The following is a 22,128-nucleotide window of genomic DNA, read 5'->3' as shown; positions in this document are numbered from 1 at the left end:
ATTCCTAGACGTATCATTTTGATGTAAAGTAATACAATATTGATCGATGAAAATGCCATTCATGTATTCAACCCCAATTGAGTTAGGTTAATGTATTTGTTGGCTTTGATAAGCCTAATTATTTTATTGATTCTTTGCTGAATACAATATCCCGATAGTTGTTCTTTTCATAAAGGATACCAACCGTTTTTTTATTGAGCAATACCAAATCAGAATAGGCAGAATAGGCACCTTTAAATCCTTCAGGAGCTTTGGCGATGAGTTTGTTGAAATACCATGTTTTCCCTTGATCTTTCGACAAACGTAAGGTGAGGTTGTTTCTGTCTATTGGGTCAGCCGCATTGAGATGAGCCAAGATAAATTTCTTACCTTTCTTCCACGACAATACAGAAGCCTGATTGATTGGATCTGGTAAGTTGGGATCTAATTTAGCAGACTCCCAAGCATGACCTCCATCTCTAGAGATGGAAATAATACGCTGTTTCGGGTTTATTTGTTGATTTCTAGATGACATATAAACTGCTTGGTCGTCAATTTGGGCAGCAATGGATTCATTAGAACCAGGAAAAGGGATGTTTTCACTCAATTTAAATGATTGGCCATGATCGTCAGAATAAAAGGCATGTGCATTCCAATCTTTCCCTTGAGTTTGAGGGTTTCCTGCACTGTGGTTTGCTGCGATGTATAGACGCCCTTGTTGAGGACCTGAAACAAATTGGAACCCGTGACCTGGGGTATTCGCATAAGTTCTCCAATCTTCTTTAAACTGGTAGGCCTGATTGATGCTAGGCTGATTAGGACGATGGACTTGCATGGTTATATTGGTTGGCTCAGACCAAGTCTTTGCTCCATCACTAGAGGTAATAAACCATGTTTCTCGCAGCCCTTTTCCTTTTCTAACTTCTTCTTCGTGATTGTTGCCGGTATTATAGAATAAGAAGATTCTACCATTTGGGTAATTAGGGTCTAATAAATCCACTACCGGAGCAGGATTTCCTGCTTGCAATTTTTCATAATCTACTGCAATTTGCAATGTTTCCCATGTTTTTCCCTCGTCTTTACTGATCTTATATACGATATCTACATTGCCATAATCGCCTGCATGTTCCACTCTTCCTTCTGAAAAAGCTATTAATTCTCCTGTTTTATTTTTTACGATAGCGGGTATTCGATAACTGGCGTAGCCATCTTTACCAGATTGAAAAACAACGGTTTCTTGCGCAATCAATTGCGTGGAAATAGTTAAAGATAAGAGTGTGAATAATGTTTTAATCATTTGTAGTAGCATTTAAAATTTTGATTTTGAAAATAGGAATTCAAAACCTTGGATTTGATGTTAAGTAGGCAATTTAATGAAAATTTGTTGCAAAATATGGGCTCTTTAGTGGAATATTGGTAACTTAATTGCGAGTAGGAATACTTGAAATTACAAATCTTTCTTCGAGTTTCTTAAATCAGTAATTCTGTAACATTTTTAATTCAAAAAACTTTTATCGACTAAATCGTCAGCTGAAATGACTTTTAGTAATATTCGGCTTGTGCAGGGTGAAATGTGCCTTTAATTGCTGTTAAAACAGCTTTATCCGCAATTGGAGTTGGATTAGTTTTTTTATTGAAAGAGCCTGTTTATGAAAAACTATTACATAAAAATTAAATTTAAATAGCTGTCAGGATGGGGCAGGATGATTTAATCCTAACGCATATATATATTTGATTTAGCACCATTTTAAAGATAGGTGACAAATTATAAACAATGATTGATACGGTACATTTCAAGTATAATGACTAATCAAGCATGTAACAAGTGTTAATAAATAAAGGAAAAAGCGTATTCAAAAAATGATTATGATCGTGAATTAGGGGGTATTCTTTCAGAAGGGTCTTGAATCTTAGTTGCCATACAGAGATTAAGTAAGTACCTTATTCCTATCGATTTACCGTATTTGTCATTCATTTTTTTCCACTAGCCAATCAATTTAGAAAACAAAAGTTACGTTGTTATTGGTCCCATTATTATTTGGAGATGTTCCTCAATTTCTGGCAAAGAATACGTGCGCAATCAACAGGAATGTTATAACCTGAAGCTGAAAGAGTGATATGGCTGCGGCACCTTATGGAATTGAACAAGAATTCAATGGATGGCTTATGGGTCACTCATTGGGTATTTTAAATGGAAAAACCTGAATTGATAAATTAACATATTTAAACCAAAAATGATAGAAAACCGAAATGCTAAGCTGCTATTATTTTCCTTGCTTATGCTTTTATTTGCGGGATCTTGTACAGATCAAGAGGCCAAAAAAGAAGTAGCAAAAGAGGATGATAATCCGAAAACCAAGAAAATCGTTCTTCCAGAAGGATTTGCCATCGACCATATTTATAGTCCTTCGGACAATAAAGTGGGTTCTTGGGTTTCCATGACTTTTGATGACAAAGGTAGATTAATTACTTCTGATCAGTATGGAAGTTTGTATCGTATCGATTTACCTCCAATAGGGGCAGATTCGACGGTAAAACCTAAGATTGAGAAAATGGATTTCCCGAATGAAAATCCTGCTGATACCACCAAAAAGAAGGTAGGAATGGGTTTTGCACAAGGGCTTCTATATGCTAACAATAGTTTATATGTTGTCGTAAATCACAATGCTAATGACGAGTTTAGCAAAGGTTCTGGTGTTTATCGCTTAGAAGACACCAATAAGGATGATCAATTTGATAAAATATCCTTATTGCTTGCTATGAATGGAGAAGGCGAACATGGACCTCATAGTATTATTCAAGGACCTGATTCGGCCATCTATGTTGTTGCAGGTAACCACACGGATGTACCTCAAATGAGTCATTACAAACTTCCTGCAAATTGGAAGCATGATAACTTATTCCCACAAATCGTAGACCCTCAAGGTCACGCGACTGATCGTAAAGAACCAGGAGGCTGGATTGCGAAATCAGATGCTGAAGGTAAAAACTGGGAATTGGTGAGTGGGGGTTATCGTAACCCTTATGATATTGCTTTTAATGATGATGGTGAATTATTCACTTATGATTCGGACATGGAATGGGATTTTGGTATGCCTTGGTATCGTCCTACACGTATCAGCCATGTAACAAGTGGAAGTGAATACGGATGGCGTACCGGTAATGCGAAATGGGATCCTTCTTATTTAGATAACTTACCAGCATTATTAAATATTGGTCAAGGTTCTCCTACCAACTTATTGTATGCAAGTAAAGCAAAATTCCCAGATCAATATCGCAAGAGTTTATTAGCGTTTGATTGGAGTTTTGGTATTATTTATTCCATCCAGTTGACACCTAAAGGAGCAACATACGAAGCGAAAGCAGAGGAGTTTATCTCCGGATCACCTTTACCACTTACCGATGGGGTAATTGGTCCAGACGGAGCATTATATTTCTTAACAGGTGGTCGTCGTTTAGAATCAGACTTATACCGTGTATATTACACCGGTTCGGAAAAAATCAACGAACGTAAAGTAACTGATGCAGATGATTTGTCGAAAGATTTCAAATTACGTAGAGAAATTGAACAATATCATAAACCATCTCCTGCAGGCACTGTGGAGAAAGTATGGGAACATTTAGGACATGAAGATCGTTTTATTCGTTATGCTGCTCGTATTGCTGTAGAACATCAGCCAGTAGAAACTTGGAGAGATCTAGTGTTCAAAGAACGTAATGTGGTTCGTTTGACTGAAGCTGCACTAGCTTTAGCGCGCAATTCAGATGCACATCTTCGTGATGATCTATTACGTAAATTAGGTACTATCGATGCTAGTAAATTAAATAACAGAATGTTGTTAAATTTATTACGTGTATATGAAGTGATTATTGCTCGTATGGGTAAACCTGAAGGAGCGTTGAATGAAACGTTGATTGCTAAATTAGCACCACTTTATCCTACACAAAATAATACGTTAAATCGTTCGTTAGGTAAAGTATTAGTAGCTATTCACGATAAGAGTGTTGTTGAAAAAACGGTTCCATTGATTGCTAGCGCAAAAGATGATACGACAAACAATGCAAGTTTCATGAGTTCTTCAAATTTAATTTTGAGAAACCCTCAGTATGGATTAGATATAGCTGATATGTTGGCTAATATTCCTCCTGCTCAGCAAATTTACTTAGCTACGATGTTGAGTACAGCGAATGCGGGTTGGACACCTGAATTACATGAGCAATATTTCAATTGGTTTTATAAAGCTTTCGGTTACAAAGGTGGTAACAGTTATATTGGATTTATTGATCGTGCGAGAAAAATTGCTTTAGAACGTCTTCCAGAAGATCAACGTGCTCATTATGGAAAATTATCAGGAGATTCTTTAGTTAATGAATCCGGAAAACGCTTAGCAGACAAAGTACCAGGGCCTAAAGGACCAGGAAGAGGCTGGGGTGTTGATTCGGCTTTAAAATACATTGATACCGATCAGGATCCACGTAACTTTACAAGAGGTAGCGAGTTGTTCTTAGCATTGAAATGTGGTGCATGTCATACCATGAAAGGTGCTGGAGGTTCATTCGGACCAGACTTAACTCAATTAGCTTCACGTTTTTCTAAAAAAGACATCCTAGAAGCAATTATTGAGCCTAGTAAAGTAATTTCAGATCAATACGAATCTAAGTTATTTACAATGAAAGATGGAACAACTTCCTTAGGTAGACAAGTTGGAGAAGATGAACAAAATTACATCATTGTTCAAAATCCATATGCTCCTCAGGTTACGAAGTCAATTCCAAAAAATGATGTTGCTTCAGTTAAAGCATCAGATGTATCGATTATGCCTCCAGGAACATTAAACGTATTAAGTCCAGATGAATTGAGAGATTTAATGGCTTATTTATTATCGGGAGGTAATGAAAACAATGAAGTTTACACAAAAAATAAAAAATAATTAAGGTGTATTTCTCTAATCAAGATTGGCAAGACAAAGTATCGCATGTGACGCAAGTCGGAGGGATAGAAACCTCTACACTAGACAATGGCCTAGGCCGTGGATCTCGTATTGCTTGGGTCAATACTGGCGCAGGTTTACGATTTAAAGTTGCGTTAGATCGAGCCATGGATATTGTAGATGCATCTTATAATCAGTATAATTTGAGTTGGGTTAGTCGTTTAGGACTAACCCCACCTCAACCATTGTCTGATCAAGGTATTGATTGGTTGCGCACATTTTCAGGCGGACTGTTAGTGACTTGTGGATTAACCCATGTTGGAGGACCAGAAGAAGATGAATACGGAAAAAGAGGTTTACATGATTTGATTAGTAATACTCCTGCGGAAATTACCCAAATCAAACAACCGAATTTATTCTCGAATGATAAGGAAATGGCTATTACTGGGGTGATTAAACAAGGTCACCCATTAGGGTATAGCTTGGAATTAAAACGGACTATACGTTGTCTTCTTGGTGAACCAACGATCTATATCCAAGATGAAATTCAAAACATCGGAAACACAGTTGCCCCGCACATGATCTTGTATCACTTCAATTTTGGTTGGCCCTTAATTGATGCTGGAACTCGATTATTATGGAATGGCGAATGGCAGTCTAGAGAAACAGGCGATGCGAATAAAATATTCAAAGAAGGACAGGATTATAAAGTTTGTCAAGCCCCACGCGAAGATCACGCTGCTGGAGGCGAAGAGGCTGCAATAATCAATGTCGAGGTGGAAGATGATGGTTTATGCCACTGCGGAATCTACAATGAAAAGTTGGGTTTCGCTGTTCAGCTTCAATTTAAAAAAGAACAATTGCCTTGGTTAACCAATTGGCAACATTGGGGTAAAGGGGAATATGTGACTGGTTTAGAGCCAGGAACTAACCCGCCACTAGGCCAAAAACTCATGCGAGAACGTAAAGAGTTAATTATTCTTCAACCGCAAGAGAAAAAAACATACGAATTACAATTAACTATTTTGACAGAACCTGCTCAGGTTCAAGAATTTTTAAACAAATATTAAGCTACTAAAATTAAACTTAGAATGGAAAAGATAGAAAAGGCTTTTGAACAAGGAAAAGGGGTATTGAGATTGGCTCCGAATTGGGTGCCAAGATCATTTTGTGTACCTGGTAGAAGAATTAAATTGCACCCAGATGATTATTATGTGTTAGGTGGAGAACGTGGTGGAATTGATGAACGTTGGTTATCTTCGACCACACCTGCGAAAAATGGCCCTTTGACTGGTGAATTTGAAGGATTAAGTTTTGTAGTATACGAGGAGGATGGAAAAACAGAACAAATTTTACTGTCTGATTTCGTAGAACATTTAAAAGGAAGATTACTTGGAGACCGTATATGGGATGAATACCAAAGTTGGCCTATGTATTCTAAGTTTTTTGACAATATGGGGCCATTGCCACACCATATTCATCACAACGATGAAAAGGCTGCGTTAATTGGTCAACAAGGAAAACCTGAGGCATATTATTTCCCACCTCAGTTAAACAATCATGGAGGTGATTTCCCTTATACATTTATTGGAATCGCACCAGGTACAGCGAAAGAAACCATCAAAGAATGTCTTGAAAATTTCACTAAAGGAGATAATAAGATTACTAATTATTCACAAGCCTATCGCTTAGAGCCGGGAACCGGTTGGGATGTTCCTCCAGGGTTATTACATGCTCCTGGAAGTATGTGTACCTATGAGCCTCAAAAAGCTTCTGATGTTTTTGCCATGTATCAATCATTGGTTAATGAAGCGATTATTCCAGATGAATTATTATGGAAAGGCTTACCAGAAGATCAAAAAGGAAATTATGATGGATTGATGGATATCATAGATTGGGATTTAAATGTAGATCCTAATATGATGCAAAATAGATTTATGAAACCTGTACCTGTGCTTGATGAGCAAGTTATGGAAAGCGCAGGATACAATGAGAAATGGATTTGTTATAAGTCTACTGCATTTAGTGCCAAAGAATTAACCGTATTACCAGGGCAAACAGTGACAATCAAAGATGCCGCAGCCTATGGATTAATCATGATGCAAGGCTATGGTAAAATCAATGATTTTACATTAGAAACGCCTTCTCAAATTCGTTATGGTCAGTTGACATACGATGAATATTTCGTGTCAGAAGAGGCTGCTGTAAACGGGGTGGTAATTTCCAATCACTCAAAAACAGATCCAATTGTGATGTTAAAACATTTTGGACCTAATAATCCAGATTTAACAATAGAAGGTTAATTTTTTTTACCATAAAAACTTTAAAGATGAGCAATAACAATTTTCCAAAATTACATAATGCAACTTGGCCAGGGATTGTGGGTAAAGGGGATCATGAGCCTATTGTTTCCCTTGATGAATTATTAGAAAAAACAGCCAATGCCAATGTCAATGGAGTTAAATTCGATGGTGTTGACCTTGGGCTTTTTGAGCCTCATGTTAAGCTTGATAGTTCAGATGATAACATCAGTGCGGTAGTCGATAAAATAGGCGGGTATGGCTTAGAAATAGGCACATTAGTGGCTCCAATTTGGCCACCAGATGGTGGCTCAGCCATGGGCTCCCAAGCAGACCGTGATAAATTTGTCGATGTAGTAAGAAGAGCTTGTGAGTTCGGTTATAAATTGCGTAAGCAAGGCATACGTACCTCCGATGTGATCCGTATAGATTCAGCTTCTGGCGTTGAAGCATGGGCGAAAAACCCAGAGGAAAACACCCGGTTGATTGCAGATACATTCCGTAGAGCATGCGATGTTGCTGCTGAATATGGGGAGCGCTTAGCTGCAGAAGGTGAGATTTGTTGGGGAGGCATGCATAGCTGGAAATCCATGTTGAAAACTTTAGAAATGGTAGAACGCGATAATATTGGTTTTCAAGCGGACATGTCCCATACGTTTATGTATTTACTAGGTACAAATGCACCAGAAGATCGTATTCTTAAACCAGATTTCCAATGGGATGATCGGGAAGAATTAGAGCGTGGATTGAAGTTTTTAACCTCCAAACTAAGACCTTGGACTATAGATTTTCATGTGGCTCAGAATGATGGAACTGTATTTGGTTCAGGTTCTCACGATAAAACAGGTAGACATTGTCTTCCTACCGATCCTAACGGACGCTTAGATGTAGCGCATGATGCAGGATATTGGTTAAGGGATGATCAAGGTAAATTAACCAAAGCATTTAATCACATTTGTTGGGATGGATGTATGTTCCCGAATGAAGTGATGCATAAACAAGAAACTTGGAATTCTATCTTGGAAACTTTAATCAAAGTGAGAGATAATCATGGCTGGTCAGAATAACATATAATTAGCAATTACGATGGAAAAAAAGCAATTAAGAATTGGATTAATAGGATGCGGTTTTATGGGAAGAACGCATAGCAATGGATATAAGCGAGTACCTAATTTCTTCCCAGATTTAGAATATACACCGGTTTTAAAAGCAGTTTGTTCAAGAAGTGAAGAAAAAGTAAAAGCTTTTGCCGAACAATGGGGTTATGAATCTTATGAAACGGATTGGAAAGCACTTATCGCTAGAGATGATATTGATGCTGTAGATATCTGTACTCCAAATAACATGCATAAAGAAATTGCTATTGCGGCTGCAGCTGCTGGCAAGATGGTTTTGTGTGAAAAGCCTCTGTCTAGAACCTTAGAAGAAGGGGAAGAAATGGTGAAAGCTATTGAGGAGTATGGCGTAAAAAATACAGTATGGTATAACTACAGAAGACTACCAGCTGTCACACTTGCTAAGCAAATCGTTGATAGTGGTAAATTAGGCAAGATTTTTCATTACAGATCCAACTTTTTGCAAGATTGGACGATTAATGAAAATTTACCTCAAGGTGGACGCGCTTTTTGGCGTATGGATGCTGAAGCGGCTGGCTCAGGGGTAACTGGCGATTTATTAGCGCATTGTATTGATTTGGCGATGTGGCTAAATGGAGGCATTAAAGATGTTTCTTCGGTAACTGAAACCTTTGTGAAAGAACGTGTGCACGAAGAAACTGGAAAACTGCAAGAAGTGAAAATTGACGATGCTTGTATTTTTCACTGTCATTTTGGAAATGGTTCATTAGGTTTATTTGAATCTACACGTTATGCTCGTGGGCATAAGGCTTTATTTACCTTTGAAATCAATGGTGAAAAAGGTTCATTGAAGTGGGATTTACACGATTTGAATCGTTTAGATTTTTTCAATAATGCGGATGAATCTACCGTTAGGGGCTGGAAATCTATTCATGTAACCGATGGTGATCAACCATACATGGACAAATGGTGGGTACCAGGATTAACTATCGGCTATGAACATTCTTTTGTTCATCAAGTAGCAGATTTCTTAAAAAGTGTTGAAGCAGGAGAGGACTGTCACCCTACGTTTCGTGATGCGTATGAAACGCAAAAGGTATGTGAAGCGGTATTACTTTCTGCAAAAAATAGAACTTGGGAAGAAACCCAAGTTGATTGGAAAAACAAGTAAATCAATCTATTCATTATGAAATTAAATAAAACTGTAAAATACAGCTGCCTAAGTATGGCAGCTTCCTTGTTATTAATCTCTTGTAACGCAGGAAATTCCAATGCAAATGGAAAAGAAGAAGTTTCGGATTCCATTAAAGTAGAAGATGGATTTATTTCCATGTTCGATGCCAATTCATTAAGTGGTTGGGAAGGTGATACCGCTATTTGGTCGATGGCTAATGGAGTATTGACTGGCGAGATCAAAGCCGATGCGGAGCCTTTAAAAAATAATACCTTTATTATTTGGGGTGGCGGTGAAACAGGTGATTTCGAATTAAAAGGACAATTCAGAATCTCTAAAAGTGGGAACAGTGGTATTAACTACCGTAGTGAGCGCTTTACCGAAGTTCCTTTCGCACTGAAAGGCTATCAAGCGGATATCGATGGAAACAATAATTATACAGGTCAGAACTATGAAGAACGCAATCGTACGACATTAGCTTACCGTGGTCAACGTGCTGAAGTATTGAAAATTGAAGAAGGCATTCCTGCAGAATCTAAAGGAAATGCATGGACGAATTTAAAAGTTGTGGATACCGTTGCGACTGCAGACGAATTAAAAGCGGCTGTGAAAGATGAAGATTGGAATGAAATACAAATCATTGCAGAAGGTAATAAACTTTCGCATTACATTAATGGGGTATTAATTAGTGAAGTAATCGATAACGATACGGTTAATGGAAAAGCTAAAGGCTTACTAGGAATGCAAGTGCATGTTGGACCTCCAATGAAAGTAGAGTACAAGGACATGAAAATAAAAATCAAAAAATAACCTTAACTTATAGCCGAAATATAAGTCAGGTAAAAATTGATGAACCAATGAATTTAAATAGTAAGGTAATAGCGCAATTGATCCAATCGGTCAATGCCGAAGAGAGGGATTACCTAAATACATGTGAAAAGCAAATAAAAGAACAATACAAAACACATTTTGTTCGTATTTTTTCCACATTAAGTAGAAAGCTTAGTCTATCTACCAAAGAAAAATTAATCCAAATGCAGGTTTCAGATTCTGAAAACCTGATCATTGAAGATTGGACGGTCTTACGTTTGGCCCGAGTATATCTGTTGAGTTTAATCCAGGATGAAGAAGAATCTTATGTTCAATTCATCAATCAACTTTTTGATTATGCAGACATGCAAGAGTTGGTGGCATTATATTCCGCGCTGAATGTGTTGGATTATCCTTCCAGATGGATTGAGCGTTGTAAAGAAGGTATTCGAAATAATATCGGACTGGTGCAAGAAGCGATTATAGAACAAAATAAATTCCCAAGTGAGCATTTAAATGAAGAAGCTTGGAATCAAATGGTCCTTAAAAGCTTTTTTACGAGTAAGAACGTGTTAAAAATCGCTGGATTGTTTGAAAGAAATAATCCTAACTTGGCTACAGCCATTGTAGATTATATTTATGAAAGACATTCCGCCAAAAGAAACATTCATCCTATTCTTTGGCTTTTAGCAAAAAATAATCTCCCTGAAAGGGCGTTATCCATATTATCTGAGCAATTTCACAATTGCTCAGACAGTTTGGAGGGCTCCATTCTGTTTTATATATTAGAAGAGAATAATGTAAAAAGTGTTGAAAAGGAACAGTTAACCAGCCTAAACCAGGAGCTTGCGCTTATTCCTTTTTCAGAAGACTTGTTGGAAAGATTTAAAAACAGAAATGTATGTGTACAGATTTAAATAGGGATATAAAGAAGATGGGGCAACCTATGCCCTTAGATTTGGATATTATTAAGGGGATGAAATTTGTCGATCCTCATATTCATATGGTGTCTAGGACTACTGACGATTATCAAGCCTTATTTGATGCTGGTGTTCTATTAATTATAGAACCAGCCTTTTGGGTTGGACAACCGAGAACAGGATTAGATACCTTTAAGGATTACTACAGCAGTTTAATAGGTTGGGAACGCTTTAGAGCTTCACAATTTGGTATTCGACATTTCTGTACCATTGGATTAAATTCACGGGAAGCCAATAATGAAGCCTTAGCAGATCAAGTGATGGAGATATTACCTCATTTTATTTATAAAGAGGGAGTATTGGGTATTGGAGAAATTGGTTTTGATGATCAAACGGCTGCGGAGGAAAAGTATTATCGTGCACAATTAGAGTTGGCCAAAGAAGCCAATATTCCAGTACAAGTACATACCCCACATCGTGATAAAACCAAAGGTACATTACGTAGTATGGAGATCGCTTTAGAACATGGTCTTGATCCGCAAATGGTGATTATAGATCACAATTCGGAAGAGACTGTAAAGGACGTATTGGACAGGGGTTTTTGGGCTGCATTTACCATTTATCCATTCACTAAAATGGGAAATGAACGGATGGTCGATATTGTGAAGCAATATGGATCAGCCAATATTATGGTAAATTCAGCAGCAGACTGGGGGATATCAGATCCCTTAGCTGTACCTAAAACGGCTGCCTTGATGTTGCAGATGGGGATAGATCGCAAGGACGTGGAGAAAGTTACTTATACCAATGCATTAGAGGCATTTAAAGTCGCTAATCATTTGGATTTGGAAAGCTTAAATCAGACACTTCAAGCGGATCCATTGGCTAAATTTCAAGGCAATACCATCCTAAGAGGAGGTCAACAACCTCGCTTAAACAAGGATTCCATTATTATTTCTTAATTATAACTTGCAGCTATGAAAGCTTGGTTGCAGTTGATAAGACCTGCTAATGTGCTTACAGCTATCTCCGATGTGATGGCTGGAGTAGCATTAGCAGGTTTATTTTTGCAAATAAATCTGCCAGATACCTATACTTTGGTACTTATTGCAGTATCCAGTATGTTATTGTATACAGGAGGTATTGTTTTTAACGATGTTTTTGATGCGAAATTAGATCAAATCGAAAGACCTGAAAGACCAATACCAGCTGGTCGAGTTCCGAAGTTTGCCGCTGTAATCTTAGGTACTATGGCATTTACTGCTGGATGTTTGATTGTTGGGAGTCTGAATGATTATGCATTAGGAATCGCAATACTCATTGTGATGATGTGTTTAGTTTATAATGGTAAAGCAAAACACCATTTTATTTTAGGGCCTATTTGCATGGGCGCTTGCCGTGGTCTTAATTTACTGCTAGGAATGGCCGTTTTTCCAGAATCTCTTCAGTATTGGTATGTGGCAATTGTTCCAGTAATATACATTGCAGCAGTCACTAATATCAGCCGTGGTGAAGTCTATGGTAATAATAAAACAGCGATGTTAGTTTCTGTAGGCTTATACAGTTTAGTTTTACTGACCATGCTTAGTTTCACCATTCATTTTGGCCATTATAGTGCATTTGCTTTTCTTTTGGCTTTTATTTTATTAATCGGTACCCCATTAAAAAAAGCATTGAAAAGTTTAGCACCTCCAGATATCAGAAAATCTGTTAAATTTGGTGTTTTAGCTTTAATTTTAATGAATGCCAGTTGGATTGCTATTGCAGGATTTCCATACTTAGCTTTAGCCGTATGTGTTATTCTACCAGTGTCCATTTATTTGGCTAAAAAATTTGCCGTAACCTAATAAAAATTTACGATTATGAACCAAGTACTTAGTCAACGGTTTTCCATTAACTATGAATACGATATTCACTTTACAGCGCATCTGTTTGCGTTGGAAAATAATTTATTAAAAGATTTTTTACAAGCTCGAGGTAATCCTTATTTCAAGCAAAAAGTTCTTTTTGTTATTGATGATGCTGTTGCGCAAAACCATGTCAATTTGCAAAGTCAAATTCGGGAGTATTTTGCAGAAATTGATGCCATTCAAGCCAAAACTCCTTGTTTAATCCTTAAGGGGGGAGAAATCTGCAAAAATGATCCAAGTGCTTTAGCTTCTATTATCGAGGCGATAGATCAATATGGTATTGATCGACATTCCTATGTGATAGGGATTGGAGGAGGAGCTATTTTGGATTTAGTAGGCTATGCTGCTGCGGTATCCCATCGTGGTATTAAACATATTCGCATACCTACGACGGTATTATCTCAAAACGATTCTGGAGTAGGTGTTAAAAATTCAGTCAATTACAAAGGCAAGAAAAATTTTCTAGGAAATTTTACGCCTCCAGTAGCCGTATTCAATGATTTTGTTTTTTTACAGTCATTAGATAACCGTTCTTGGTTAGCGGGGATTTCGGAAGCTATCAAAGTTGCATTAATAAAAGATCTTCCATTTTTTGAATGGATTGAAGAGCAAGCGATTAATTTGCCTCTTCGTTCGTCAGTAGAAATGAAAGAATTAATCTACCGCTGTGCAGATTTACATTTAGCGCATATTCGAAATGGAGATCCATTTGAACTGGGTTCTTCTAGGCCCTTAGATTTCGGTCATTGGAGCGCTCATAAGTTAGAGCAATTGACAAATTTTGAAGTGCTGCACGGTGAAGCTGTTGCAATTGGGCTAGCAATAGATGTCATTTATTCCTATTTAATTGGTAATATTTCAGAGGAAGAAGCAGTGCGCATCGTCAAGTTAATTCAACAATTAGGATTGCCGATTTATCATCCTATTTTAGACAGTGAATCCACACGTCAGCAATTATTGACAGGGCTTTTGGAATTTCAAGAGCATTTAGGTGGTCGATTAACCATTGTTTTGTTGGAGAAATTAGGAAAAGGTAAAGACTACCATAGCTTAGACTTTCCATTAATTTTACAAACATTGGATTTTTTGCAGAACTTTCAAGAAACACATCAACAAATCAATGAAATTAACTAATACCCACTATTCATATTGCAGCAATATTCATTCTGGTGAATCTTGGAAGGACCATTTTGAACAATTACAACAATATGTTCCATTAGTGAAAGCCCAGGTCTGTCCTGATGCACCATTCGGATTAGGTCTTAGAATATCAAATGCTGCGGCTAAGGATCTTTCCAATCCATTGCTTCTTGAAGAATTGAAAACTTGGTTACACAGCCAAAATATCTATGTTTTTACCTTAAATGGTTTTCCATTTGGAGATTTTCATCAAAATCGGGTTAAGGACCAAGTGCACTTTCCCGATTGGACGACCAAAGAACGGTATCAATATACCATAACATTGTTCCAGATATTAAGTAAACTTTTACAAGATGGTCAGGAAGGAGGAATCTCCACATCGCCGCTCAGTTATCGGTTTTGGTTTAACGAAGGGACTGAAGATTGGAACAGCATGATAAATCAGGCTACGCAACATATTATTCAAGTAGCAGATTTTTTATATCAACAGGAGGTCCAAACCGGTAAATATATGCATTTGGACATAGAGCCTGAGCCTGATGGAGTTTTAGAGGATGCTACTGAATTTTTAACTTGGTATAAGGATCATTTGCTTCCAAAGGCATTGGAATATTTCAAGGAACGAAACGACTTTGATCAGGATCAAGTAAAATCAATCATCAATCGATATATCTGTATTTGTTATGATGTATGTCATTTTGCTTTGGAATACGAGCAACATGAAAAGATGATGAATACCTTTGAAGATGAAGGTATTCGAATTGGAAAATTTCAAGTTAGTGCAGCCTTAAAAATTAAGTTAAATCAGGATTCAGACCAACGTGAAGAACAACGTAAAGTATTAAAACAGTTTGATGAGCCAATCTATCTACATCAAGTCATTGCCCAACTAGAGGATGGTTCTTTTGTAAAATATCGAGACTTACCAGAGGCTTTACCTTATTTCCAAGACCCCCAACATGTCGAATGGAGAAGTCATTTTCATGTGCCAATATTTTTAGAACAGTATGGTCTCATCGGTTCTACCCAAGAAGATATTAAAACCGTTATGGCTCTGCACAAGCAGAAATCAAGAACAAATCATATTGAAGTAGAAACATATACTTGGGGGGTATTGCCGAAAGATTTGCAAGCACCTATTCAGGATTCTATAGCTCGTGAGATTAATTGGTTAATTGATCTCGTTAAATAATTACCATGAACAGAATAGCCGTTATTGATATCGTAGGACTTTCTTCCTCCGTCATTGGAAAACATACTCCGAATATTCAACAATATATTAATCGTTTTGGGTTGAAAAAAATTAAACCCATTCTACCAGCCGTAACAACTTCTGCTCAAACCACCTACTTAACAGGTACATTGCCCTCTACGCACGGCATTGTGGGTAATGGATGGTTTGATTATGAAGAATCAGAAATTAAATTTTGGAAGCAATCCAACAAATTGGTGCAAGCAGAGAATATATGGGATACAGCTAAAAAAATAGATCCTCAATTTACCTGTGCACAGATGTTTTGGTGGTATAATATGTATAACAATGCCGATTATTCGGTTACCCCTAGGCCCAATTATTTAGCCGATGGACGAAAGATGCCCGATTGTTATGCTTACCCATCAACTCTTCGCGATGAATTAACTGAAAAATTCGGAAAATTCCCACTATTTAGTTTCTGGGGGCCTAATGCTAATATCGTATCTTCGGAATGGATTGCTAATGCGGCATTGTATGTAGAGGATAACTATAAGCCTACGCTTAATCTGATCTATTTACCTCATTTGGATTACTGTTTGCAAAAGTTCGTATCTGAAGAGGAAAAAGTAATTCCCGAATTACAAAAAATTGACCAATTGGTACAAAGCATGATTGATCATTTCGAAAAAAATAATGTCGAAGTGATCTTGCTGTCTGAATATGGAATCGCACCCGTAAATCAACCCATTCATATCAATAGAATTCTTCGTCAAGCAAACTTGTTAGATATTCGTATAGAGCGTGGTCTGGAGTTGTTAGACGCAGCAGCATCTGCTGCATTTGCGGTTTCAGATCATCAAATAGCGCATATATATTGTAAGAATGAGGCTATAAAGCAACAAGTGAAAACCTTGTTAGCGAATCAATCGGGCATTGCTCAGATTTTAGATGATGCGGGTCAAAAAACGTATGGAATTGATCATGAGCGTTCTGGTGATCTGGTACTATTAGCCGAGCGAAATGCATGGTTTACCTATTACTTTTGGGAGGATGATGCAAAAGCGCCTGATTATGCGCGTATGGTGGATATCCATAAAAAACCAGGCTATGATCCAGTGGAGATGTTTATGACCTCCAAATCTAGAGCTATTTTTAAACTGTTGCTTAAAAAAATAGGCTTAAGAGCGGTCTTGGATATTACACCTTTGGATGCGAGTTTGGTACAAGGATCTCATGGGCTTCCTTCTTGTGAAGAACAATACTTCCCGGTTTGGATTGGTGCCAATGAAAACTCTTCAGAAACGATTGATCCAACACAGGTTAAACAACTGATACTAGACAAGATTTTTAAAAACTAGTTTTAAAATTTTTACTTGTATTTCTAGGTTTTAATTAAAAATATAAAGGCATTGGAATTTCCAATGCCTTTTTTTTATTGGGTCAATTGAGGTGATTTCCTGCGTTAGACGGCTTGTTTTTTTAATTATTTGCTTTCAAATGATTTGTATCAGATTCGTAGATCACTCGGATATCATTCGAAATTGAGTATGCCAGATCCGTGTCAGTACCGCAGGAGATCCGAAGGAGATGCGTTTAAAACAACAGAAAAGGAGCCACTACCATGCACTGTCCTGACCGGATAATACGGAAGAATTGAGGTTTATTTGCTTAGTTTTCTTAAATTTAGAAACTAATCAATCTGCATTAGAAACCTTATTAAACAGGAGATTTTTTAAATCTCAGGAGATCTATATACCATCATCCAATGAAAAGAGTATTATTTATATTATTAAGTGCTATTGCTAGTTTTTCTGTATTTGCACAGCCTACATCTGATTTACGAAATCCGGTAAAAAAAATTCATTTAGAGGGCTATGTCCAAAATCGATTACAATCCTCCATTCAAAATCGCATTTTGGCTCAGGACTTCAATCGATTGGTCGAGGTTTTCAATCCATCAAAACGAACAGAAACTCATCAATGGCAATCGGAATTTTGGGGTAAATGGTTTACCTCAGCTGTTTTGGCTTACCAATTTCAACCTTCTGAGGAGTTATATGAGACTTTGGAAAAGGCGGTGTATGGATTGATTGAATATCAAACTGCCGATGGATATATTGGTAATTATGCCGATACGCATCGCTTGCAGCAATGGGATATTTGGGGAAGGAAGTATTGTATGCTAGGTTTATTAGCCTTCTATGAGCTAAAACAAGATAAAAAAGTATTGAAAGCTGCAGAACAACTTGCTCAAAGTTTAATGGATGATTTGGACAAAGTGGATGGTATTATTGTGACTAAAGGTAATTATCGGGGTATGGCGGCATCTTCCATTTTGGAACCCATGTGTCAGCTGTATACGAAAACTAAGAATAAGAAATACTTGGATTTTGCCGAACAAATAGTTAACCAATGGAGTCGTGAAGATGGTCCAAAATTGATTGAAAAGAGTGCGGAAAATGTAGCATCACGGTTTCCAAAACCAACAAGTTGGTATAGCTGGGAACAGGGACAAAAGGCCTATGAAATGATGTCTTGTTATGAGGGTTTATTGGAATTATACCGTTTAACAGGAAAAGAAAATTACAAAGAAGCGGTATTGAATGTTTGGGAAAACATCAACCTAACGGAAATAAATATTGCGGGCTCTGGAGCATCTACCGAAATGTGGTTTGGCGGAAAAGCGATACAAGCACAACCTATACATCATTTTCAAGAGGTATGTGTGACGGTAACATGGATCAAATTAAGCTTACAATTGTTTCGCTTAACAGGAGATTCCAAATTTGCAGAAGCGGCTGAAACCGCCTATTACAACGCCTTATTAGGCTCCTTGAGTTATGATGGGGCACTATGGGCAAAATATACACCATTAAATGGGCAACGATTACCGGGTTCAGAGCAATGCGGTATGGGTTTGAATTGTTGTGAGGCTTCTGGTCCTCGAGCCTTATTTTTATGGCCATTTTATGCAGTTACTGCTGGGCAAGAAGGGATACAAATAAATTATTTTATTCCCGGAACATATGAAGTAGAGGTGAATAAGCAAAAAATTCAAGTTGCTATACAAACGGATTATCCTAAATCTGGTGCTGTACGTGTGAAACTAAGTAGCAAAAAGCCAATTTCTACGGCTGTTCAAATTAGGGTACCATCCTGGAGTAAGCAGACAAGCGTAGCATTAAACCGCGCGGAAGTACAAGATGAAGTAAAGGCAGGAACATATTATGTGATCGATCGTCAATGGAAACAGACCGATGAGGTACAATTGAACTTAGAAATGGAAGGACGTTGGGAAGAAATTGGGGATGAGTTTAAGTCTTATGCGATTATGCGTGGACCCATCGTACTTGCGCGAGATGCAGCATTTGGAGAAGCAGCTCCTGTAGGAATTAATTTAAACCCGTTGAATTTAAAAGACCATACTATAAAATTAACCGAAGTAAATCCGACGAATAAAGTTTGGATGCAATACCAAGCGGAGTTGTTGCCTGAATCCTATAGTGAAAAAGGCGCTCAACCCCTTTCCATTATGCTTTGTGACTACGCATCTGCAGGTTACAGTAAAGAGAATAGCTTAATTCAAACTTGGTTTCCTGCATTAATTAATAAAAGTAAATAATAGCGAATTATAATTTCCCATAACCCATGATAAAATTGAAAGAACGAATGATGCGTTTTCCCCTTTTTGTATTCTGTTGTTTGATGTTGATAAATACATCACTTCAGGCCAAGTCAGTCATTATTCCCCAAAACTTAAAAGTTGATTATTTAGTAAATCCAAGAGGTATTGATATAATCAAGCCTAGGTTTAGTTGGAATTTATTGGCTCAAAAAGAGAATCAATTTGGCTTAAAACAATCGGCCTACCGTATTTTGGTGGCTAGTTCAGAAAAAAATATTAAGCGTAATGAGGCTGATGTATGGGAATCGGGATGGGTTAATTCTTCGGCCATGGCTCAGATCGCATATGCTGGTCCTGCATTGGATTCCGATAAAACATATTACTGGAAAGTTGTTGTAAAAGATCAACAAGGAGCAGAATCCAATTGGAGTCCTATTGCACATTGGACAACGGGATTATTAAAAGACCAGGAATGGAAAGGAAAATGGATAGGTGGTACGGATGTTTTTGCAGTAAAAGACGGTAATAATACGATTTGGGATCCTTGGTTTCGTAAGACTTTTGAACTGCAAAAGGCAGTAAAAAAGGCTAATATCTATGTAGCCTCTTTAGGTTACCACGAATTGTATGTCAATGGACAACGTATAGGGGATGAAGTATTGGCACCAAATGTTACCGATCATACAAAACGTGCCCGCTATGTGGTATATGATATAGCTCCTTACTTGAAAAAAGGTAAAAATGTGATAGGGATTTGGTTGGGGACTTCATGGTCCATATTTGCGGGATATGATGTCGATGGATCAAGACCTCAAATGCCAATGGTTACTGCACAAGTGAACATGTATGCAAATAAAGACCCTAAGAGTCAGGAAAATCCAATCTTAAGTTTAGTGACAGATAAATCATGGAAAATTAAAAATTCTCCAAATAAATTAACAGGAATTTGGGATTTCAGAGCGATGGGTGGTGAGTTATGGGATGACCGTAAACGAGAGGATGATTGGAATACAGTGGCTTATGCTGATGAAGATTGGAAATCTGCTAATGAATATTTATTAAAGTTGAAAATTTCTGCTCAAAATGCTGTGGGTACAGCCGTGAAGGAAGAAATTAATCCTGTAGCTATTGAAGAGCGCCCTGATGGTTCCTTCCGCGTAGATATGGGGGTTAATTTTGCTGGATGGACAAGTGTAAAGGTGAAAGGCAATGAGGGTGATAAAATTGAATTTTTATACTCCGAACGTAAACAAGATGATATTACCTTTGGTTTACATAGTGCATTTATCATTGGTAAATCTGGGGTAGGAGAGTTCAAAAACCGTTTTAATTACAGTTCTGGTCGCTGGATAACCATCAAAGGGTTAAAGGAAAAGCCGGCTTTGACGGATGTTAAAGGCTGGTTGTTACGGACTAATTTTCAAGATGCATCGACTTTTGAGAGTAATGACGAATTGCAAAACTGGTTGCACGATCGTATAAAATGGACCTTTGAAAACTTATCTATCGGAGGATTTATTGTGGATTGTCCACAACGTGAGCGTATGGGCTATGGTGGAGATGCACATGCCACGACGGAAACAGGGATGTTAAATTACCAATTGGGTGATTTTTATTCGAAATGGATGCAAGATTGGCGTGATGTTCAGGGTACAGAACCAATGGTAGGCAATATGCGTGATCAGAATTATGCGCGTAAGCAAGTTACCAGTGGACGTATCCTAAATAATGGTATTCTTCCACATACCGCACCTACTTATTGGGGTGGTGGTGGTCCTGCATGGGGAGGTATTGTGGTTACTCTTCCATATTTCATGTACCAACAGTATGGTGATAAGCAGGTTCTACATGAAAACTACCAGATGATGAAAGATTGGTTATCCTTTTTGGATGCTCATGTGGAAAAAGATTTAATGAAGCGTTTCGGAGGTACTTGGGATTTCTTAGGAGATTGGTTATGGCCAAATGCGACTGCAGAGGGTATGAATAATGATAAGCCCGAGACCTTATGTTTAAATAATATTTACCGTGTATTTAATTTGCGTACAGCGGCAAAAATAGCCTTGTTAATCAATGATGAAAAACAAGCTAAGATATGGATAGATCAGGCTGATCGCTCGTCGAAAGCGATACATCAAAAATACTTTAATCAAGAAAAAGGGTATTATGTAGAAGGTTCTATGACGAATATGGCTGCTGCATTATTAGCGGAGGTTGTTCCTGCAAATGAAAAAGATCGTGTAATCAAAAGCCTGGAGCATGAGATTATGGTGGTTCGTAAAGGACATATTCATGCTGGAATTACAGGAGGTGCATTGTTGTTTAAATGGTTGAGAGAAAGTGGAAGAAATGACCTTATTTATAGCATGACCTCTAAAAAGACATACCCTAGCTGGGGATACATGAAGGATAATGATGCAACGACTCTTTGGGAGATGTGGGAAAAAGACCTTCCAGGCCATTCCTTATTGCACAGTTCCTACTTATATCCTGGTGCTTGGACTATGGACGGTTTGGCAGGTATTAAAATTGCTGAACCTGGGTATACCAAGTTTATTATTCAACCTCCATTGACGCAAGAAACAGATTTACAATGGGTAAAAGCTAGTTTTGATTCGCCTGTTGGGAAAATTAATTCGGAATGGAAAAGAACAAACGGTAAACTGCACATGAATATTCATGTGCCAGTTAATTCGATTGCCTTAGTGAAAATTGGAAAGAATGAACAACTTAATTTTAGTAAATACGAAAAATATGTTAAAGAACTACCTGCTGATGGTGGGCTAAAAGTATATGAAGTGCAATCTGGGACTTATTCTTTTGAATAATTCTCAGGGTTTAATTTTGTTGATGAATTTGGAGGCGCCTTATAGAGGCGCCTTTTTTAATTTGAAGTTTTTTTGAGCAGAAACATTATCACTAAAATGGATTGAAAATATTACCTCTATATAGATTGGTTCAGGCTGGATGTACCTTATTCCTGTTATAGATTTTGCCGATCGTAAACTTGTTGTTTGGGCATTTTGCAAGACTTGGTCTTCATCCATATTATTGTTAATGCCTTAAAT

General features: G+C 37.6%; 15 protein-coding genes. 14 read left to right on the top strand and 1 reads right to left on the bottom strand.

The window, feature by feature from the left end:
• Positions 1-118: 118 nt before the first annotated feature.
• The gene (locus ACFRAE_RS10975; RefSeq protein WP_422797205.1) at positions 119-1,276 is read right to left on the bottom strand and encodes a sialidase family protein; all 1,158 of its coding nucleotides are present in this window, start codon (positions 1,274-1,276) and stop codon (positions 119-121) included.
• A gap of 937 nt (positions 1,277-2,213) precedes the next feature.
• On the opposite strand from ACFRAE_RS10975, the gene ACFRAE_RS10970 reads away from it, so the two are divergent.
• From ACFRAE_RS10970 to ACFRAE_RS10905, 14 genes are all read left to right on the top strand, one after another.
• Positions 2,214-4,910 carry a c-type cytochrome gene (locus tag ACFRAE_RS10970; protein WP_422797204.1) on the top strand — a complete coding sequence of 899 codons (2,697 nt, stop codon included), beginning with the start codon at positions 2,214-2,216 and terminating at the stop codon, positions 4,908-4,910.
• A 5-nt stretch (positions 4,911-4,915) separates the two neighbouring features.
• Positions 4,916-5,980 (top strand): aldose 1-epimerase family protein, encoded by a 1,065-nt coding sequence (locus ACFRAE_RS10965; RefSeq protein ID WP_422797203.1) that lies wholly within the window; start codon positions 4,916-4,918, stop codon positions 5,978-5,980.
• A 21-nt stretch (positions 5,981-6,001) separates the two neighbouring features.
• Positions 6,002-7,213 carry a hypothetical protein gene (locus ACFRAE_RS10960; RefSeq protein ID WP_422797202.1) on the top strand — a complete coding sequence of 404 codons (1,212 nt, stop codon included), beginning with the start codon at positions 6,002-6,004 and terminating at the stop codon, positions 7,211-7,213.
• Between the two features lie 26 nt (positions 7,214-7,239).
• Positions 7,240-8,277: a sugar phosphate isomerase/epimerase family protein gene (locus ACFRAE_RS10955; RefSeq protein ID WP_422797201.1), complete on the top strand. Its 1,038-nt coding sequence runs from the start codon at positions 7,240-7,242 to the stop codon at positions 8,275-8,277.
• Between the two features lie 19 nt (positions 8,278-8,296).
• Positions 8,297-9,457, top strand: a complete 1,161-nt coding sequence (locus tag ACFRAE_RS10950; protein ID WP_422797200.1) for a Gfo/Idh/MocA family protein — start codon at positions 8,297-8,299, stop codon at positions 9,455-9,457.
• 15 nt (positions 9,458-9,472) lie between these two features.
• Positions 9,473-10,270, top strand: coding sequence for a 3-keto-disaccharide hydrolase (locus ACFRAE_RS10945; protein ID WP_422797199.1), 798 nt, complete (start codon positions 9,473-9,475; stop codon positions 10,268-10,270).
• A 47-nt stretch (positions 10,271-10,317) separates the two neighbouring features.
• Positions 10,318-11,187, top strand: a complete 870-nt coding sequence (locus ACFRAE_RS10940; protein WP_422797198.1) for an EboA domain-containing protein — start codon at positions 10,318-10,320, stop codon at positions 11,185-11,187.
• Positions 11,172-12,152 (top strand): TatD family hydrolase, encoded by a 981-nt coding sequence (locus ACFRAE_RS10935; RefSeq protein WP_422797197.1) that lies wholly within the window; start codon positions 11,172-11,174, stop codon positions 12,150-12,152. Before ACFRAE_RS10940 ends, ACFRAE_RS10935 begins: the two co-directional genes overlap by 16 nt.
• A 15-nt stretch (positions 12,153-12,167) precedes the next feature.
• Complete coding sequence (gene eboC / locus ACFRAE_RS10930) at positions 12,168-13,037, top strand: UbiA-like protein EboC (RefSeq protein WP_422797196.1); 870 nt, start codon at positions 12,168-12,170, stop codon at positions 13,035-13,037.
• A gap of 15 nt (positions 13,038-13,052) precedes the next feature.
• The gene (locus ACFRAE_RS10925) at positions 13,053-14,234 is read left to right on the top strand and encodes a 3-dehydroquinate synthase (RefSeq protein ID WP_422797195.1); all 1,182 of its coding nucleotides are present in this window, start codon (positions 13,053-13,055) and stop codon (positions 14,232-14,234) included.
• Positions 14,221-15,432, top strand: a complete 1,212-nt coding sequence (eboE, locus tag ACFRAE_RS10920; RefSeq protein ID WP_422797194.1) for a metabolite traffic protein EboE — start codon at positions 14,221-14,223, stop codon at positions 15,430-15,432. The genes ACFRAE_RS10925 and eboE overlap by 14 nt, the downstream gene beginning before the upstream one ends.
• A gap of 5 nt (positions 15,433-15,437) precedes the next feature.
• Positions 15,438-16,793: an alkaline phosphatase family protein gene (locus ACFRAE_RS10915; protein WP_422797193.1), complete on the top strand. Its 1,356-nt coding sequence runs from the start codon at positions 15,438-15,440 to the stop codon at positions 16,791-16,793.
• A 407-nt stretch (positions 16,794-17,200) separates the two neighbouring features.
• Positions 17,201-19,057 (top strand): beta-L-arabinofuranosidase domain-containing protein, encoded by a 1,857-nt coding sequence (locus ACFRAE_RS10910; protein ID WP_422797192.1) that lies wholly within the window; start codon positions 17,201-17,203, stop codon positions 19,055-19,057.
• A 26-nt stretch (positions 19,058-19,083) separates the two neighbouring features.
• Complete coding sequence (locus ACFRAE_RS10905; RefSeq protein ID WP_422797191.1) at positions 19,084-21,888, top strand: family 78 glycoside hydrolase catalytic domain; 2,805 nt, start codon at positions 19,084-19,086, stop codon at positions 21,886-21,888.
• Positions 21,889-22,128 lie beyond the last annotated feature (240 nt).

Origin of the sequence: Sphingobacterium sp. HJSM2_6 (genome assembly GCF_049316305.1) — a bacterium.
GTDB lineage: Bacteria > Bacteroidota > Bacteroidia > Sphingobacteriales > Sphingobacteriaceae > Sphingobacterium.
The sequence above is the reverse complement of the archived record's forward strand: the minus strand, read 5'-3'. Positions and strand labels throughout refer to the sequence as shown.

Coding starts and splice junctions, on each gene's coding strand:
- ACFRAE_RS10905 (WP_422797191.1), top strand. CDS start 19,084: ATGATAAAATTGAAAGAACGAATGATGCGTTTTCCCCTTTTTGTATTC.
- ACFRAE_RS10925 (WP_422797195.1), top strand. CDS start 13,053: ATGAACCAAGTACTTAGTCAACGGTTTTCCATTAACTATGAATACGAT.
- ACFRAE_RS10960 (WP_422797202.1), top strand. CDS start 6,002: ATGGAAAAGATAGAAAAGGCTTTTGAACAAGGAAAAGGGGTATTGAGA.
- ACFRAE_RS10945 (WP_422797199.1), top strand. CDS start 9,473: ATGAAATTAAATAAAACTGTAAAATACAGCTGCCTAAGTATGGCAGCT.
- eboC (WP_422797196.1), top strand. CDS start 12,168: ATGAAAGCTTGGTTGCAGTTGATAAGACCTGCTAATGTGCTTACAGCT.
- ACFRAE_RS10940 (WP_422797198.1), top strand. CDS start 10,318: ATGAATTTAAATAGTAAGGTAATAGCGCAATTGATCCAATCGGTCAAT.
- ACFRAE_RS10955 (WP_422797201.1), top strand. CDS start 7,240: ATGAGCAATAACAATTTTCCAAAATTACATAATGCAACTTGGCCAGGG.
- eboE (WP_422797194.1), top strand. CDS start 14,221: ATGAAATTAACTAATACCCACTATTCATATTGCAGCAATATTCATTCT.
- ACFRAE_RS10950 (WP_422797200.1), top strand. CDS start 8,297: ATGGAAAAAAAGCAATTAAGAATTGGATTAATAGGATGCGGTTTTATG.
- ACFRAE_RS10910 (WP_422797192.1), top strand. CDS start 17,201: ATGAAAAGAGTATTATTTATATTATTAAGTGCTATTGCTAGTTTTTCT.
- ACFRAE_RS10970 (WP_422797204.1), top strand. CDS start 2,214: ATGATAGAAAACCGAAATGCTAAGCTGCTATTATTTTCCTTGCTTATG.
- ACFRAE_RS10935 (WP_422797197.1), top strand. CDS start 11,172: ATGTGTACAGATTTAAATAGGGATATAAAGAAGATGGGGCAACCTATG.
- ACFRAE_RS10975 (WP_422797205.1), bottom strand. CDS start 1,276: ATGATTAAAACATTATTCACACTCTTATCTTTAACTATTTCCACGCAA.
- ACFRAE_RS10915 (WP_422797193.1), top strand. CDS start 15,438: ATGAACAGAATAGCCGTTATTGATATCGTAGGACTTTCTTCCTCCGTC.